The organism is Pseudaminobacter sp. Soil_N_29 (assembly GCF_057656055.1).
Window position 1 is genome coordinate 1,096,289 of record NZ_JBDGLC010000001.1, and the last position, 16,014, is coordinate 1,112,302.

Below are 16,014 nucleotides of genomic sequence, written 5' to 3' on the forward strand. Positions count from 1 at the left end.
CCTTCAGGGGATATCCTCGGGCCGGCGGCCTGGCCGGCTCCTGTAGGCGGGAAACGTCCAGCCGAACTTCAGCGCGCCGCCGCGAACCAGAAAGGCGGCCAGAAATGCAACCACGGCGGACACCGTCGCCGGGGTGCCCAATAGTCCGGCAAGGATGAACACGCCTGCGCCGACCAGCGCCGCCGTCACGTAGATTTCGGGCCTCAGCAGAACGGAAGGCTCGCCGCCCAGCAAATCGCGCAGAATACCGCCGAAGGTCGCGGTGAGCATGCCGGTGATGATGGCGACCGTGAAGGAGCCGGTCACGGCCAGCCCCTTTGCCGCCCCCATCACCGAGTAAGCCGACATGCCCAGCGCATCGAGCCACAGCAGCAGCTTGTAGCGCGACTCGACGAGGTGGGCGGTGAAGAACACGATGGCGGCAATGGCCGCGCTGACCAGCACATAGTTGGGATTGCGGACCCAGAACACCGGCGTGCCGAGAATGAGGTCGCGAAACGTGCCGCCGCCGATGCCGGTGACGCTTGCCAGAAACAGAAAGCCGATGATGTCGAGCTGCTTGCGTGAGGCGGCGAGCGCGCCGGTGGCGGCAAACACCGCCACGCCGGCATAATCGAGAAGCTGTAGTGCTGTCATGCGTCAGCCCCGAATGCGGAGCGACGGACGCCGAGCGCAGCCGGCCCGACGTCGTTCCCCTCGCCGCTACCATGGTCGATCCCGCGCTTGCACGCAATGTCCGGGATCGATCCGGCGGCGGTAGCGCCTGTCAGGCGTCCTTTTCAGCCTGCTGGTTGACGGGGCCGGGCTCGGCCGGCGCTTCGGCGGCGTTGTTCTTGGGGCCACCGGCGGAAACGCCCACCATTGCCGGGCGCAGCACGCGCTCGCCGATCGAATAGCCCGGCTGAACCACCTGCACCACCGTGCCAGCCGGAATGTCGGGATTGGGCACCTCGAACATGGCCTGGTGGAAGTGCGGGTCGAACTTGGAGCCCTCGGGATCCAGCTTCTTGACGCCATGGCGTTCGAGCGCGAGCAGCATCGACCGCTCCGTCATCTCGACACCCTCGAGCAGCGCCAGCAGACCGGCCTCGCCGGCGGCACGTGCCTCGGCCGGCACGGCCTCGATGGCGCGGCGCAGATTGTCGGAAACGCCCAGCATATCGCGGGCGAAATTGGCCATGGAATAGGCGCGCGCATCCTGCACATCGCGAGCGGTGCGGCGGCGCAGGTTCTCCATGTCGGCCGCAATGCGAAGAGCCCGGTCCTTCAGCTCTTCGTTTTCCTTCATCAACCGCACCAGCGCCTCATAGTCGCTTTCCTGGCCGGTTTCCTGCGCTTCCGTGGCGGCCCGCACAGCCTCGTTCTCCTCGGGTGCGCGTTCGTGTTTTTCCTGGTCGCTCATCGCATATCCCGTCATTGCTTCAAGAATGGCAAAGTTGCGCCCGATATCGAGGTTCGGGGGTGAAAAATCAAGAGGCAGCCCTGCTTACAGCGGTCGGGGCGGAACTGGAGCGCCCAAGCCGCAACCCGTCCAATTTAACTAAATATTCACAAAACCGGTCTGGAATCGTTCAACACTGTACGCTTGAGGAACAAATTCAAGCCAACGGAGTTCTTCAGCGCGAAACGATAAGGTTTTGGGGCCATGGCCCGAGTTAAAGACAAGATATCCAACGCTCTGGCGGCCGAGATCAGGCGACAGATCGGCACGGAGACAATGCGAAGATTCGTCCGCTCCTTGCCCGCCTTCAGGCCTGATCCAGAAATACCCGGCAATATGCGCGACCTTCTGGGCAAGCTGGACCACCTGGAAAAGCCGGGAAAGGAAGCGCGGCCGCGCGGCTGAGGCCGCGAGACTTGTACAGCGCCTCAGCCGGCCGCTTTGCGACGCCAGGAATATTTGAGGCCGGTTTCCGCCGCCTTCGCCGACGGCTGGTAGTGCAGCGGCAAGCCGCCGATACGTCCCGCCTCCAGACGGGCGATCAATGTCGGGTGAGAAACTTCGAATTCGTCGAAACCAAGCCGCAGCATGTGCGGAAGCTGGTCGACCAGCACCTGACCCGTGGCGCGCAACGCACCGGTGAAGCCATGGCGCCGGCGCAGCAGTTCGGCCTTCGAAAAGCTGCGGCCATCGCTGAAGGCCGGGAAGGCCAGCGCCACAAGCGATAGCGTGTCCAGCAGATCCACGATGGCATCCACCGCCTCGCCGGGCTGGAGCAGCACGCCGAGCCGCTCCTTGTAGGCTTCGCGTACCTGCGGATCGAGACCGAGGAAGGCCTGCAGCGGCAGGATGAAGCGGCCATTGCCCGACAGCGCCTCGGCGCTGTCGGCGTGCTGCCAGTCGTCCTCGCGAAAACCTTCAGGCGTCCAGAGGCGCGATTGCGCGTTGGTTTCAGACATTCGGGGACTTCCTAAAGCGACGAATTGTTCAGCGACCGGTCGAGGCCGGAGAGATGGATACCGCATTCAGTCTTGCCCTGCCCGGCCCAGCGGCCGCTGCGGGCATCTTCGCCGGGCTTCACTGCCCGGGTGCAGGGGAAGCAGCCGATCGACAGATAGCCATAGGCGACCAGCGGGTTCTCCCGCAGGCCATGAGCACGCATGTAATCGCCCAGATCGGCGGCGGTCCAGCTCGCCAGGGGATTGATGCGCACGCGCGGGCCCACAGCCTCGAAGGCGGGCAGAGCCTGGCGCGTTGCGGCCTGGAAGCGCTTGCGCCCGGTGAACCAAGCGCGAAACGGCGCGACGCCACGCGCCATGGGCTCAACCTTGCGGATCGCGCAGCAGGCATCGACGTCGGAGAGGTGCAGCTTCCCGTCGGCATCGTCGCGCTCCAGGGCCGCCTGCTCCGGCGTGACGATGCGCAGATCGGTCAGCCCGAAATCGGCGACCAGCGCATCGCGGTAGTCCAGCGTCTCGCCGAAATGCTTGCCGGTGTCGAGGAACACGACCGGCACGGAGCGGTCGACCTCGGCGATCATGTGCAGCAGCACCGCGGAATCGGCGCCGAACGAAGACACCGCCGCGATCTCGCCAGCAAAGGACCGGGTCACCGCCTGCTCGATGATTTCCATCGGCGCGCGGGCGCCATATCGCTCCTCCAGCGAGGCGGCCTCGGCCTGCGCCGCGGCTTCGGCGTCAAGCGGCCTTGGCTTCGCTGCCATAGAGCGCCTCCTTGAACGGCGCGGCACCGAGACGACGATAGGCGTCGATGAATTTTTCCGAACGGTCGAGGCGCAGCTTCAGATAGGTCTCCACCACGGTCTCGATCGCGTCGGTGATCTCGTCCGGGGCAAAGCCGCGCCCGACGATCTCGCCGATCGAGGTGTTCTCGTCGGCCGAGCCGCCGAGGGTCACCTGATAAAGCTCGCCGCCCTTCTTCTCCACGCCCAGAATGCCGATGTGGCCGACATGATGGTGACCGCAGGCATTGATGCAGCCGGAGATCTTCAGCTTCAGCTCGCCGATGTCGCGCTGCCGCTCCAGCGAGGCGAAGCGCTGCGAAATCTCCTGCGCCACGGGGATGGCGCGGGCATTGGCAAGCGCGCAGTAGTCGAGGCCCGGGCAGGCGATGATGTCCGAGATCAGCCCGGCATTGGCCGTCGCAAGGCCTACCTCGACCAGCGCGTCATAGACGGCCTTGAGGTCGGCGCGCGCGACATGGGGCAGGATCAGGTTCTGCTCATGCGAGACGCGCAGCTCGTCGAAGGCATATTTTTCCGCGATGTCGGCGACGGCCTCCATCTGGCTGTCGGTGGCATCGCCGGGCGCTTCGCCAATACCCTTCAGCGAGATCGTCACCGCGGCGTAGTCGGGATGCTTGTGGGTGATGACGTTCTGGTCGAGCCATTCGCTGAAGCTCTTGCTGTCGAGCCGCGCCGTCTTGACCGCCGCGTCGCCCTCCGGACGCGGGCCGAGCGCCGGCGGCGCGAAATAGGCAGCGATTGCCTGCACATCGGCCTCCGGCAGCTTCAGCTCGCCGTCCTTCAGCGCTTCCCATTCGGCCTCGACCTGGCGGGTTAGCTCTTCGACGCCGGTCTCATGCACCAGGATCTTGATGCGCGCCTTGTACTTGTTGTCGCGACGCCCGTAGAGATTGTAAACGCGCAGGATCGCCGTGGTGTAGGAGAGCAGGTGCTCCTCCGGCAGGAAATCCCTGATCTTCTTGGCAATCAGCGGCGTGCGGCCCTGTCCGCCGCCGACATAGACGGCAAAGCCGAGCTCGCCGGCCGCGTTCTTCTTCAGATGCAGGCCGATGTCGTGGACCTGGATGGCGGCGCGGTCGCGCTCGGCGCCGGTCACCGCGATCTTGAACTTGCGCGGCAGGTAGGAAAATTCCGGGTGCACGGTCGACCACTGGCGCAGGATTTCGGCATAGGGGCGCGGGTCCGCGACCTCATCGGCGGCAGCGCCGGCGAAGTGATCGGCGGTGACATTGCGGATGCAATTGCCCGAGGTCTGGATCGCGTGCATCTCGACGCTCGCCAGATCGGCGAGGATCGCGGGAATGTCCGACAGCGCCGGCCAGTTGAACTGGATGTTCTGGCGCGTGGTGAAGTGGCCGTAGCCCTTGTCGTATTTGCGGCCGATATGGGCCAGCATGCGCAGCTGGCGCGAATTCAGCGTGCCATAGGGGATCGCCACGCGCAGCATGTAGGCGTGCAGCTGCAGATAGACGCCGTTCATCAGCCGCAGCGGGCGGAACTGGTCCTCGGTGATTTCGCCGGCAAGGCGCCGCTCGACCTGGTCGCTGAACTCGGCGACGCGGGCCTTCACGAAATCATGGTCGAACTCGTCGTAACGGTACATCGTCTTCGTCTCTCAATGGGCCGTGTGGCCTGATCTTCACGCCGCGCGGGAAATGTCGGGGCGGGCCTGCTTGCCCAGGTCGATGCGGTTGGTCGGGCCGGCCGCGCGGATCTGCTCGCGCAGCCGCGTCGGGCGGATCTCGCCACCGACGAGCTCCACATCGATCAGGTTGACGTCGACAACCTCGTTGTTCTCCAGCGCCGCCTTGCCGATGGCTTCGAGGCGTTCCTCGCCAGCCTTGTCGACGGCGATCTCGGAGCCCACGATCGTCTCGGCCCAGACATGGCCGGCCGAAAACCACACAGCTTCGCCGTCGGTGAGGCGGTTGGCGGTCAGTATCTTCATGCCACGCTTTCCTTGAAATCCTGGGCTTCGGCCCTGTTGGCGCGAATGGACCGGGCCAGCGGCTCCGAGCCTGTAAAATTGGCGCCGGCAACGGCGTCGCCGATGATGGTCATGACCGGGCCGGTGAGATCGGTGCGCGTCTCCAGCGAGGGCAGGTCGGCCAGCGTGCCGTGGAACTTGCGGCGTCCGTCAAGGCTCGCGTTTTCCACCACCGCGACAGCCGTGTCGGGCGCAAGACCCGCCGCGATCAGCCGCGAGGCGACGTCGGCCGCAACGGAGCGGCCCATATAGACCGCAACGGTCGCGCCCGAGATGGCGAGCTTTGCCCAGTCCGGCAGCGACTTGCCCTTGAGATCGTGCCCGGTGGTGAACACCATCGACGAGGTGACGCCGCGCAAGGTCAGCGGCAGCTCAAAATCGGCCGCGGCGGCAAAGGCGGAGGTAACGCCGGGAACGACCTCGTAGGAAATGCCGGCATCGCGCAGCGCCTGCATCTCCTCGCCGGCCCGGCCGAACACCAGTGGGTCGCCCGACTTCAGCCTCACCACGCGCTTGCCTTCGCGCGCCAGGCTGACCAGCAGCGCATTGATCTGCGCTTGCGACTTGGAATGGCAGCCTTTGCGCTTGCCGACGGGCAGCCGCTCGGCATCGCGCCGACCCATGGCGATCACCGCCTCGGGCACCAGCGCGTCGTGGACGATGACATCCGCTTCCATGAGGTGGCGGTGGGCGCGCAGCGTCAGCAGGTCCTCGGCGCCCGGCCCCGCGCCCACAAGCGCCACATGGCCATGCGCCGGTTCGTCTTGCGCAAGCAATTCCGATGCTGCCCGGCGCGCTTCGCCTAGTTCCCCGCGCTCCATTGCGCGCGCCGGCGCGCCGCCAAAAAACTCGCGCCAGAAGCGTCGGCGAGCGGCCCCCTTGGGCAGGAAAGCCTCGGCGGCGTCGCGGAAGGTTTCGGCAAGGGAAGCAAGCGACCCGAGCGAGGGCGACAGCACCCGATCAACCTTGGCGCGCACCATCTGCGCCAGCACCGGGCCTGCCCCTTCCGTGCCGATCGCCACAGCCAACGGCGCACGGTTGACCAGCGCCGGCGTGAAGAAGTCGCACAGGTCGGGCCGGTCGACGGCGTTGACGGGAATGCCCAGCCGGCGCGCGTCTTCGGAAACGATACGATCCTGCACCGCATCGCCGGTGGCGGCGAAGACCATAACCGCACCTTCAAGGCGGGCAGGATCGTAGGCGGCCTCGGCATAGTTCGCATTGCCGGCCTCGATCCAGGCCGCGAATTCGGGATCGAGCCGATCTGAAAGCACCACGATGCGGGCGCTCGACTGGCCAAGCAGCCGCGCCTTGGCGAAAGCCTCATCGCCCCCGCCGACGATGACCACAGCTTGCCCCTCGACCCGCATGAAGACGGGAAAGGCGTTGAGCTTGGCGGGCGACTGCGTCATGGCGAAGAGGGTTCCGGCTATCGTCATGTTTTGTAGCCCCGAGCCCCGGACAGCAGAAGAAATGCACTCGCGCCGCCCAACAGGCGAGGCAATCGTTTTTCTGCAGGTTCAAATGGGGGCGGAAAAATAATCCCTGCCTGCGCGAGAGACGCCCCAGAGGAGCGATCGCCACCTTTGTTTTCGCGATATATCTGCCACAGCAAAAGCGTCGGCGCGCCGCGAGACGCACCCGGAATGTTTACCGCTTCGGGAAATTTCAGCCTGTTGCCGCCATGCCGGGCGGCTGCACGTCAGACGTGCTGGCCGCCGTTGATGTGGATTTCCGAGCCGGTCACGTAGGACGCCTGGCCCGAGCAGAGGAAGTAGATGATGTCGGCCACTTCCGAAGTCGCGCCAAGGCGGCGCAACGGGATCGTCTCGACGATCTTGTCGGTGCCGGGCGACAGGATAGCAGTGTCGATCTCACCGGGCGCGATGGCGTTGACGCGGATGCCATGCGGACCGAAGTCATGCGCCATCTCGCGGGTCAGCGAGCCGAGCGCCGCCTTGGACGTGGCATAGGAGGTGCCCGCAAAGGGGTGGACGCGCGTGCCCGCGATGGACGTGACGTTCACGATCGAGCCCTGCGCGGCCACGAGTTCCTTGAACAGGCCCCGCGCCAGCATGATGGGCGCGAAGAAATTGACCTGGAAGACATCGCGCCAGACATGCATCGGCGTCTCCAGCGAGTTCATCCGGCTGCCGTCCTTGAGCTTCGGCGAGATGCCGGCATTGTTGACCAGCGCATGGAGCTTGCCGCCTTGGTCGAGCAGCCTGTGGCGGATTTCGGCGACTGCGCGGCCGACATCCTCCGGATCGGCGAGATCGACCTTGATATGGTCTTCCGGCCCGGCCGGCCACGGGCAATTCTCGGCAAAGTCCTGGCGCGAGCAGGTGATGACCCGCCAGCCCTCGCGCGAGAAACGCTTGACGGTGGCGTGCCCGATGCCGCGGCTGGCACCGGTCAAAACGATGGTCTTTCTTGCGTCGGATGTGTCGGCGGTCATGATGCGATCTCCCGCACGCTATGTAGACGAAGGAGGTCGTGCTGGCGAGAGGTGTTTGGCCGCAGCCGCCGGCTCACGCGCTAATTGCCGAGGATCACATCGAGGATCGAGCCCTGGCGGCGCACGGCCGGGCCGCCCACATCGGCCGGCGGCACCGGACGCCCGATCGACGACGTCGTCGGCCCCCGCGGCATCGGCACGAAGCCACTGTCGCGGTCGGCCGCATCGATCGCCCTGGCCGCATCCTCCAGAAGCTGGTCCGTCGGCGCCGCGACCCCATCGCCCGCCACCGGCACGCCGTCGTCGCCCCATTCGTCCTGCGGGGTCGATGTCCAGCTCCCCGGCAGTGCTGCAACCGGCACTCCCTCATGCGCGGCCACCATGAATTCGTGCCAGGCCTGCGCCGGCAGCGCGCCGCCGGTCACTTTCTTCATCGGCTTGCCATCGTCATTGCCGAACCAGACGCCGGTGGTCAGGTTGGCGGTGTAGCCGACGAACCAGGCGTCGCGCGAATTCTGGCTGGTTCCGGTCTTGCCGGCCGAAGGCCAGTTGAACGCGGCCTTCCTGGCGGTGCCGACCTCCACCGCGCCGGCCATCATGGCGTTCATCATGCCCACGATCTCGGGCCGGATGACACGCGGCGTGTTGCCGCCGGTGTTCTCGTACAGCACTTCACCCGAGGCGGTGGTTACCCGCTGGATGAAGTGGACCTCCGGACGGTAGCCGCCGTTGGCGAACGGCACATAGGCCGCCGTCAGCTCCAGCGGGGTGACTTCCGACGTGCCGAGCGCGAGTGATGCATTGGCCTGCATCTGCGATTCGATGCCCATCCGCCGCGCCACCTCGATGACGGCCTCGGGCCCGACTTCCATGGCGAGTTGGGCAGCGACCGAATTCAGCGACTTGGCCAGTGCCGTGGCCAGCGTGACCCTGCCATAATACTTGCCGTTGTAGTTGCTGGGCGTCCAGTTGCCGATCTTGATCGGCGCATCGTTGCGGACGCTGTCGGGCGTGCGGCCCTGCTCCAGCGCAGCGAGGTAGACGAAGGGCTTGAAGGTCGAACCCGGCTGGCGGCGCGCCTCGGAAGCGCGGTCGAACTGGCTGTTGGCATAATCGTAGCCGCCGACCATGGCGCGCACCGCGCCCGAATTGTCGATCGATACCAGCGCGCCCTGGCTGACATCGAGCTTCTTGCCGTTCTCCTCGATCAGCCGCCTGATCGATTTTTCTGCGAGACTCTGCAGGGTCAGGTCGATTGTGGTGTCGACGATGATATCGCTGCGCACCTCGCCGATCAGGCCCGGCAGTTCTTCCATGACGCGGTCGGCGACATAGTGCTCCGAGCCGGTCCAATAGGCTGCCGCGCGCGTGGCTGGCGCGCTCATGGCCGCCGTCAGCTCCTTGTCGGTGATCATCTTCTCGTCGCGCATCGCCGCCAGAACGAGCTGCGCGCGCGCTTCCGCCGCCTTCGGGTCGCGCGCCGGCGAAAGCCGGGACGGCGCCTTGAGCAGGCCGGCCAGAAGGGCAGCCTCCGCCAGGGTGACATCGCGGGCCGACTTGCCGAAATAGCGGCGCGAAGCCGCTTCCACGCCATAGGCGCCGGAGCCGAAATAGACCCGGTTGAGGTACATTTCGAGGATCTGGTCCTTGGTGTGCTTCTGCTCGAGCCAGAGCGCCAGCAGCACCTCCTGCACCTTGCGCTCCAGCGTGCGATCGGGCTTGAGGAAAAGGTTCTTGGCCAGCTGCTGGGTGAGCGTCGAGCCGCCCTGCGCCATGCGGCCGCTCGTAATGTTCCCTACCAGCGCCCGGGCAAGCCCGAGAGGATCGAAGCCGAAATGCGAATAGAACCGGCGATCCTCGATCGCCATCACCGCCTGCGGGATATAGGGCGACATTTCGTGCAGCCCGACCGCTTCGCCGCCCGTCATGCCCCGATTGGCGAGAAGCTTTCCGTCGACCGACACGATCTTGACGTTGGGCGGCCTGTCGGGAATGGCCCAGGTGGTCGAGCTCGGCATTTGCGCGCCGTAGTAGACAAGCACGCCCGCGGCCGCGATGCCGGCCCAGATCGCCAGCACGAAGCCCCAGTAAATCATGCGCCCAAAGCCGCCGAACAGCCCGCGGCGCTTCCTGGTCTTCGTTCTCCGGGGCTTCGGCTCCGCTCTTTCTTCGGCTCTCTCCCGCCGTTCCGCGCGGCGCGGCGGGCTTTCCCTTCGACGGCGCGAAGATGGAATGACGCGATCGTCCTCGCTGACCGACAGGCCCGACTCGTCCTCCCCTTCGACGGGACCGCCGAAGGTAGGTTCGATGCGCCTGCTCTCTCTTTTCGCCATGCCGTCCGCTGCCCGTCCACGCCTTATGGGCGTCGAGTGGACACTAAAATGCGGCGATTTAAGGAGCCCTTAAGCAACAAGGCTCTGACCAGGCAGCAGATGGCGCTGCAGCCCGACAAACACGTTGTTGCTTCATGCTGGTCGATGGATTCCCACAGGAGCCGGGGTTACGTTATCCCCCCGAGCTTTTGCAGCCAGCCAAATGCCGTGCGTGGATCAGCGCATGCCCTTGCCGATGTTCTGTGAATTTTTGGAAAAGGGCAGAAATATAGACAGCAACAAAGCAACCGGGCCAAGCAAAATCCCGATCAAAAACCAGATGAACGCATTATATCCTTTTGACGAGGAAATAACGACCGTAACGCCCGCGCAGATTATCCAGAGTGCGAGGAAAACCATACTCACCTCCAAGCCCCCAGTTAATTGATCATCGCTCAAAAAAACATACGGCGCAAGTTTTCACCGAAGGATTTTCGGCGCCAGAGCAAGGTCGATCGCCGCAGCAAATCGACTCAGATAATCTCCTTGTCTCGTTTTTGTTCCAAATTTTATCGATCCTATGCCGCCGGCATGATCGCGACCGATAGTTTGGAATCTGGCCCTGAGAAAAGCTGAGAAGAACTCAGCTATGGGCGAAAATATCCGCCTCTTCCCAGCCCATCAGATCGAGCCTTGCCCGCGCCGGCAGGAAGCGGAAACAGGCTTCGGCCACAGCCGTGCGGCCTTCGCGCTGCAATCTGGCCACCAGCACATCGCGCAGACGATGCAAGTACAAAACGTCCGAGGCCGCATATTCAATCTGCTCCGGGGACAGCGTTTCTGCCGCCCAATCGGACGATTGCTGCACCTTCGACAGGCTGACGCCCAGCAATTCGGAGCAGATGTCCTTTAGCCCGTGACGGTCGGTGTAGGTGCGGGTCAGCCGTGAAGCGATCTTGGTGCAGAAGACCGGCTCCGGCATCACGCCGAACGCATTGAACAACACGGCCAGATCGAAACGGCCGTAGTGGAACAGCTTGGTGATGCCGTTGTCGCCAAGCAGCTTGACGAGGTTGGGCGCGGTCTTCTGCCCGCGCTCGATCTGGATGACATCCGCCGAGCCATCGCCCGGTGAGATCTGCACCACGCAGAGCCGGTCGCGATGCGGGTTGAGGCCCAGCGTCTCGGTGTCGATGGCAATCGCGTCGACATTGTAGTGGGACAGGTCCGGCAGGTCGTTCTTGTGGAAGCGGATGGTCATCTTGGTTCTTTCAAAATCAGCGGGTCAACGCGTCGAGAATCCGCGCCCAGGAGCGCTGTCCCTTGTGGAACGACGACAGGTCGTATTTCTCGTTCGGCGAGTGGATGCGGTCGTCCACCAGTGCAAAGCCGGCCAGAAGCGATTCCATGCCAAGGAAGTTCTGGAAATCGCCGACGATGGGAATGGACCCGCCCATGGCGATCATAACGGCCGGTTTCTCCCACTCGTCGGACAGCGCCTGCTTGGCCTTGATGAGGAACGGCGAGTCATAGGAAAGCTGGATGGCCGGCGAGCCACCATGCTCGTGGAACTCGACCGAGCAGTCGGCCGGGATGCGCGCGCGCACGAAGTCGCGGAGCGCGGCACGGATCTTGTCGGGGTCCTGCTTGTGCACCAGCCGGCACGAGACCTTTGCCGAGGCCTTGGCCGCGATCACCGTCTTGAAGCCCTCGCCCGTGTAGCCGCCGGTGATGCCGTTGAACTCGGCCGTCGGCCGCGCCCAGGTCAATTCGAGGACCGACCGGCCCTTCTCGCCCGAGGGAATGGACAGGCCGACTTCGCCAAGGAAGTTCTCCGTGGTCTCGCCCAGCGAGTCCCACGACTTGAGAATTTGCGAAGGCGTTTCCTCCACGCCCTCATAGAAGCCGGGAATGGTCACGCGGCCGGTATCGTCGTGCATGTCGGCCAGCACCTTGGCAAGGATGCGGATGGGGTTGGCCGCCGCGCCGCCGAACTCGCCCGAATGGAGGTCGCGATTGGCCGCGTGCACCACGATTTCCTCGCCGACGAGGCCGCGCAGGCCGACGCAAAGAGCTGGCGTGGTGCGATCCCACATGCCGGTGTCGCAAACCATGGCGAAGTCGGCCTTGAGCTCGGCCGCGTTGGCTTCGAGAAACGGCTTCAGCGACGGCGAGCCCGATTCCTCCTCGCCCTCGAACAGGATGCTGACCTTGCAGGGCAGCTTGCCGTGCACCTGCTTGTAGGCGCGGCAGGCCTCGACGAAAAGCATCAGCTGGCCCTTGTCGTCGGAGGAGCCGCGGCCGGTGATGACCTTGCGGCCCGGGCTGAGCTCCTTCAGCTTCGGATCGAACGGATCGTCTTCCCACAGATTGAGGGGATCCACCGGCTGTACGTCATAGTGGCCGTAGAACAGAACATGAGGCGCATCTGCCGACGGGCCTTCGTGGTGAGCCACCACCATCGGATGGCCGGGGGTGTCGCGCACGCTCGCTTCGAAGCCGATCGACTTCAGGTCTGCCACCAGCCACTCGGCCGCCTTGCGGCAATCCGCGGCGAAAGCCGGATCAGTGGAGATCGACCGGATGCGGAGCAGTTCGTACAAGCGCTCCAGGCTCTGGTCGAGATTGGCGTCGATTTGATCGAGAACGGGTGCGATGGCGAGCATTCTTCATGGCCTTTCGATTCTGCGGAGGCCACCCTAGAGCAACGCACCTGCTGATGGAAAGCCCGTTGGCAACCCATGATCGCCGCGATCGTGGCGCTCCATCCCGGAGGCCAAAAAAATGCCGCCGTGGTGGAGGGGAACCACGGCGGCGACTTCAAAAAAGGGTGCGGCAGCCCGGAGAGGGGGGATTAGGCTGCCGCAACGTCCGGTCCAGGCGGGGGACGGGCCTTATCCGGACTCGGCTAAGATTGCCGATGACGGGTATTTGGAGCGCTCAAGATGGCAATTCAAGGGCGCCCACATTACACTTTCGTAACATAACCGTGATCGCCAAAGTGCCGTCAGGAAACGGCAGGACGCAGTGCCTTTCCCGAGCTTTGCAATGGACAGTTCACGACCTCCACGATAGGGCTAGCCCATGAAAAAAGGCGACCACCTCTTCCTCATCGACGGCTCCGGATACATCTTCCGCGCCTATCACGCGCTGCCTCCGCTGACGCGCAAGTCGGACAGCCTTCCGGTCGGTGCGGTTTCCGGCTTCTGCAACATGCTGTGGAAGCTGATGAAAGACGCCCGCGACACCGAAGCCGGCACCGTGCCGACGCATTTCGCGGTGATCTTCGACCATTCGTCGAAGACGTTCCGCAACGACGTCTACGAGCACTACAAGGCCAACCGCTCGGCACCGCCAGAAGACCTCGTTCCGCAGTTCGGCCTGATCCGCCAGGCAACGCGAGCCTTCGACGTGCCGTGCCTGGAAATGCAGGGCTATGAAGCCGACGACCTCATCGCGACCTATGCGCGGCTCGCCTGCGAGGCCGGCGGCGACACCACCATCGTTTCGTCCGACAAGGACCTGATGCAGCTCGTCGGGCCCTCGGTCGCCATGTACGACCCGATGAAGGATCGCCATATCGGCGTGCCCGAGGTCGTCGAGAAATGGGGCGTGCCGCCCGAAAAGATGATCGACCTGCAGGCGCTGACCGGCGACTCCGTCGACAACGTGCCCGGGGTGCCGGGCATCGGCCCGAAAACCGCGGCGCAACTGCTCGAACAGTTCGGCGACCTCGATACGCTGCTGGCACGCGCCGGCGAGATCAAGCAGGACAAGCGTCGGCAGTCGATCATCGAGAACGCCGACAAGGCGCGCATCTCGCGCGAACTGGTCACGCTCAAGAACGACGTGCCGGTGAAGGAAGAGCTGAGCGAATTTCTTCTCCAGCCGCCGAACGGCCCCAAGCTGATCTCCTTCCTCAAGGCGATGGAGTTTTCGTCGCTGACCCGTCGCGTGGCCGAAGCCACCGGCGCCGAGCCTTCCGAAATCGAGCCGGCGCGTGTGGTCGTGCAATGGGGGAAGGAGGCGCATGGGCCGGACCTGGATCTCGGCCTCGCGCCTGTTTCCACGACCGCGCCTGCAGCCGAAGCGGGCGCCGCGGCGACAGCACCTTCCTCGGAAACGACTGCGGCGCGCGCGGAAGGGCTTTCTCCTGCCGCACTTGCCGAGGCGCGCGCCCATGCGGCAGTCGCCGAAAAGATAAATCCCGACGCCTATGTCTGCATACGCGACCTGCAGACCCTGGCCGACTGGGCGGCAGAGGCCACCGAGGCCGGCGTGGCGGCCTTCAACACCGAGACGACCTCGCTCGACCCGATGCTTGCCGAACTGTGCGGGCTTTCACTCGCCACGCGCTCCGGCCGCGCCGCCTATGTGCCGCTCAACCACAAGAACGGCGAGGGCGACCTGCTCGGCGGCGGCCTGGTAGACAACCAGATCGACATCCGCGACGCATTGGCGCTCATCAAGCCGCTGCTGGAGAATCCGGCCGTCCTGAAGATCGGCCACGACGTGAAATACGACCTCGTCGTAATGAACCGGCACGGCATCGACATCGCGCCCTATGACGACACGATGCTGATTTCCTACGCGCTCGAAGCCGGCGCGGGCGGCCATGGCAGGGACGCGCTTGCCGAACGCTGGCTTGGCCACAAGACCATTGCCCACAAGGAAGTGGCGGGCAGCGGCAGGTCGACGACGTCGTTCGATCTCGTCGACATCGAAAAGGCCACCCGCTACGGCGGCGAGCATGCCGACGTGACCCTGCGCCTCTGGCGCGTGCTGAAGCCGCGCCTGGCGGCAAAGGGCGTGGTCTCGGTCTACGAGCGACTGGAGCGACCTCTGGTGCCCGTGCTGGCGCAGATGGAGCAGCGAGGCATTTCCGTCGATCGCCAGATCCTGAGCCGGCTTTCGGGCGAACTGGCGCAGGGCGCGGCGGCGCTGGAGGACGAAATCTACCGCCTAGCCGGCGAGAAGCTGAACATCGGCTCGCCCAAGCAGCTCGGCGACATACTGTTCGGCAAGATGGGCCTGCCTGGCGGTTCCAAGACCAAGACCGGCCAATGGTCGACCTCGGCCCAGGTTCTGGAAGACCTGGCTGCCGCCGGCCACGAGCTGCCGCGCAAGATCGTCGACTGGCGCCAGCTTACCAAGCTGAAATCGACCTACACCGACGCCTTGCCGGGATACATCCACCCGGAGACCAAGCGCGTACACACCTCCTATGCGCTGGCAGCCACCACCACCGGCCGGCTGTCGTCGTCCGAGCCCAACCTGCAGAACATTCCGATCCGCACGGCCGAAGGGCGGCGGATCCGCACCGCTTTCATTGCCGACAAGGGCAACAAGCTGGTGTCGGCGGACTACAGCCAGATCGAACTGCGCGTGCTTGCGCACGTCGCCGAAATTCCGCAGCTCAGGCAGGCCTTCTCCGACGGCATCGACATCCATGCCATGACCGCGTCGGAAATGTTCGGCGTGCCCGTGGCCGGCATGCCGCCAGAGGTGCGCCGCCGCGCCAAGGCGATCAATTTCGGCATCATCTACGGCATCTCGGCCTTCGGTCTTGCCAACCAGCTTTCCATCCCGCGCGAGGAAGCAGGCGAGTACATCAAGCGCTATTTCGAGCGTTTCCCCGGCATTCGCGACTATATGGAGAGCACCAAGGCATTCGCCCGCGACAAGGGCTATGTCGAGACCATCTTCGGGCGGCGGGCGCACTATCCGGAGATCCGCGCATCCAACCCGCAGATACGTTCCTTCAACGAGCGCGCGGCGATCAACGCGCCGATCCAGGGATCGGCCGCCGACATCATCCGCCGCGCCATGGTGCGAATGGAAACGGCGCTGCCGGAAGCCGGCCTTGGCGCTCGCATGCTGCTGCAGGTGCATGACGAGCTGATCTTCGAGGTGCCGGAGGCCGAGGTGGAGGCGACGCTGCCGGTGGTGCGCACCGTAATGGAGAGCGCGGCCATGCCGGCCGTGGCGCTTAAGGTACCGCTGCAGGTCGAGGCCCGGGCCGCAAACAACTGGGACGAGGCGCACTGAGCC

14 protein-coding genes are annotated in these 16,014 nt (G+C 64.8%); 2 read left to right on the forward strand and 12 right to left on the reverse strand.

Annotated features, from left to right (window positions below; genetic code table 11):
* Nucleotides 1-3 precede the first annotated feature (3 nt).
* On the reverse strand, nucleotides 4-636 hold the full coding sequence (locus tag AC3A4H_RS05260) for a trimeric intracellular cation channel family protein (RefSeq protein WP_487765726.1): 633 nt from the start codon (nucleotides 634-636) through the stop codon (nucleotides 4-6).
* Between the two features lie 130 nt (nucleotides 637-766).
* Complete coding sequence (gene grpE / locus AC3A4H_RS05265) at nucleotides 767-1,402, reverse strand: nucleotide exchange factor GrpE (RefSeq protein ID WP_348779856.1); 636 nt, start codon at nucleotides 1,400-1,402, stop codon at nucleotides 767-769.
* Between the two features lie 315 nt (nucleotides 1,403-1,717).
* Here grpE and AC3A4H_RS05270 point away from each other — a divergent pair, with 315 nt between their 5' ends.
* On the forward strand, nucleotides 1,718-1,846 hold the full coding sequence (locus AC3A4H_RS05270; protein WP_348779855.1) for a hypothetical protein: 129 nt from the start codon (nucleotides 1,718-1,720) through the stop codon (nucleotides 1,844-1,846).
* A gap of 23 nt (nucleotides 1,847-1,869) precedes the next feature.
* Here the strand turns inward: AC3A4H_RS05270 and AC3A4H_RS05275 are convergent, their stop codons facing one another.
* From AC3A4H_RS05275 to AC3A4H_RS05320, 10 genes are all read right to left on the reverse strand, one after another.
* The gene (locus AC3A4H_RS05275; RefSeq protein WP_487765727.1) at nucleotides 1,870-2,400 is read right to left on the reverse strand and encodes a DUF934 domain-containing protein; all 531 of its coding nucleotides are present in this window, start codon (nucleotides 2,398-2,400) and stop codon (nucleotides 1,870-1,872) included.
* Between the two features lie 11 nt (nucleotides 2,401-2,411).
* Nucleotides 2,412-3,164, reverse strand: a complete 753-nt coding sequence (locus AC3A4H_RS05280) for a phosphoadenylyl-sulfate reductase (protein WP_487765728.1) — start codon at nucleotides 3,162-3,164, stop codon at nucleotides 2,412-2,414.
* On the reverse strand, nucleotides 3,139-4,809 hold the full coding sequence (locus tag AC3A4H_RS05285; RefSeq protein WP_487765729.1) for a nitrite/sulfite reductase: 1,671 nt from the start codon (nucleotides 4,807-4,809) through the stop codon (nucleotides 3,139-3,141). The genes AC3A4H_RS05280 and AC3A4H_RS05285 overlap by 26 nt, the downstream gene beginning before the upstream one ends.
* Before the next feature lie 36 nt (nucleotides 4,810-4,845).
* Complete coding sequence (locus tag AC3A4H_RS05290) at nucleotides 4,846-5,154, reverse strand: DUF2849 domain-containing protein (RefSeq protein ID WP_487765730.1); 309 nt, start codon at nucleotides 5,152-5,154, stop codon at nucleotides 4,846-4,848.
* Entirely contained in the window at nucleotides 5,151-6,605 is a 1,455-nt protein-coding gene (cysG, locus tag AC3A4H_RS05295; protein ID WP_487765900.1) for a siroheme synthase CysG, read from the reverse strand. The genes AC3A4H_RS05290 and cysG overlap by 4 nt, the downstream gene beginning before the upstream one ends.
* A gap of 290 nt (nucleotides 6,606-6,895) precedes the next feature.
* A complete protein-coding gene (locus AC3A4H_RS05300; RefSeq protein WP_348779849.1) occupies nucleotides 6,896-7,651 on the reverse strand; it encodes an SDR family NAD(P)-dependent oxidoreductase in 756 nt (251 codons plus the stop codon).
* 80 nt (nucleotides 7,652-7,731) lie between these two features.
* The gene (locus AC3A4H_RS05305; RefSeq protein ID WP_487765731.1) at nucleotides 7,732-9,984 is read right to left on the reverse strand and encodes a transglycosylase domain-containing protein; all 2,253 of its coding nucleotides are present in this window, start codon (nucleotides 9,982-9,984) and stop codon (nucleotides 7,732-7,734) included.
* 216 nt (nucleotides 9,985-10,200) lie between these two features.
* Complete coding sequence (locus tag AC3A4H_RS05310) at nucleotides 10,201-10,383, reverse strand: hypothetical protein (protein WP_348779847.1); 183 nt, start codon at nucleotides 10,381-10,383, stop codon at nucleotides 10,201-10,203.
* Nucleotides 10,384-10,606: 223 nt separating this feature from the next.
* Complete coding sequence (locus AC3A4H_RS05315) at nucleotides 10,607-11,224, reverse strand: ribonuclease D (RefSeq protein WP_487765732.1); 618 nt, start codon at nucleotides 11,222-11,224, stop codon at nucleotides 10,607-10,609.
* Nucleotides 11,225-11,240: 16 nt separating this feature from the next.
* Nucleotides 11,241-12,629, reverse strand: coding sequence for a M20/M25/M40 family metallo-hydrolase (locus tag AC3A4H_RS05320; protein ID WP_487765733.1), 1,389 nt, complete (start codon nucleotides 12,627-12,629; stop codon nucleotides 11,241-11,243).
* A 418-nt stretch (nucleotides 12,630-13,047) separates the two neighbouring features.
* Here AC3A4H_RS05320 and polA point away from each other — a divergent pair, with 418 nt between their 5' ends.
* Nucleotides 13,048-16,011 carry a DNA polymerase I gene (gene polA / locus AC3A4H_RS05325; protein WP_487765734.1) on the forward strand — a complete coding sequence of 988 codons (2,964 nt, stop codon included), beginning with the start codon at nucleotides 13,048-13,050 and terminating at the stop codon, nucleotides 16,009-16,011.
* Nucleotides 16,012-16,014: the final 3 nt, after the last annotated feature.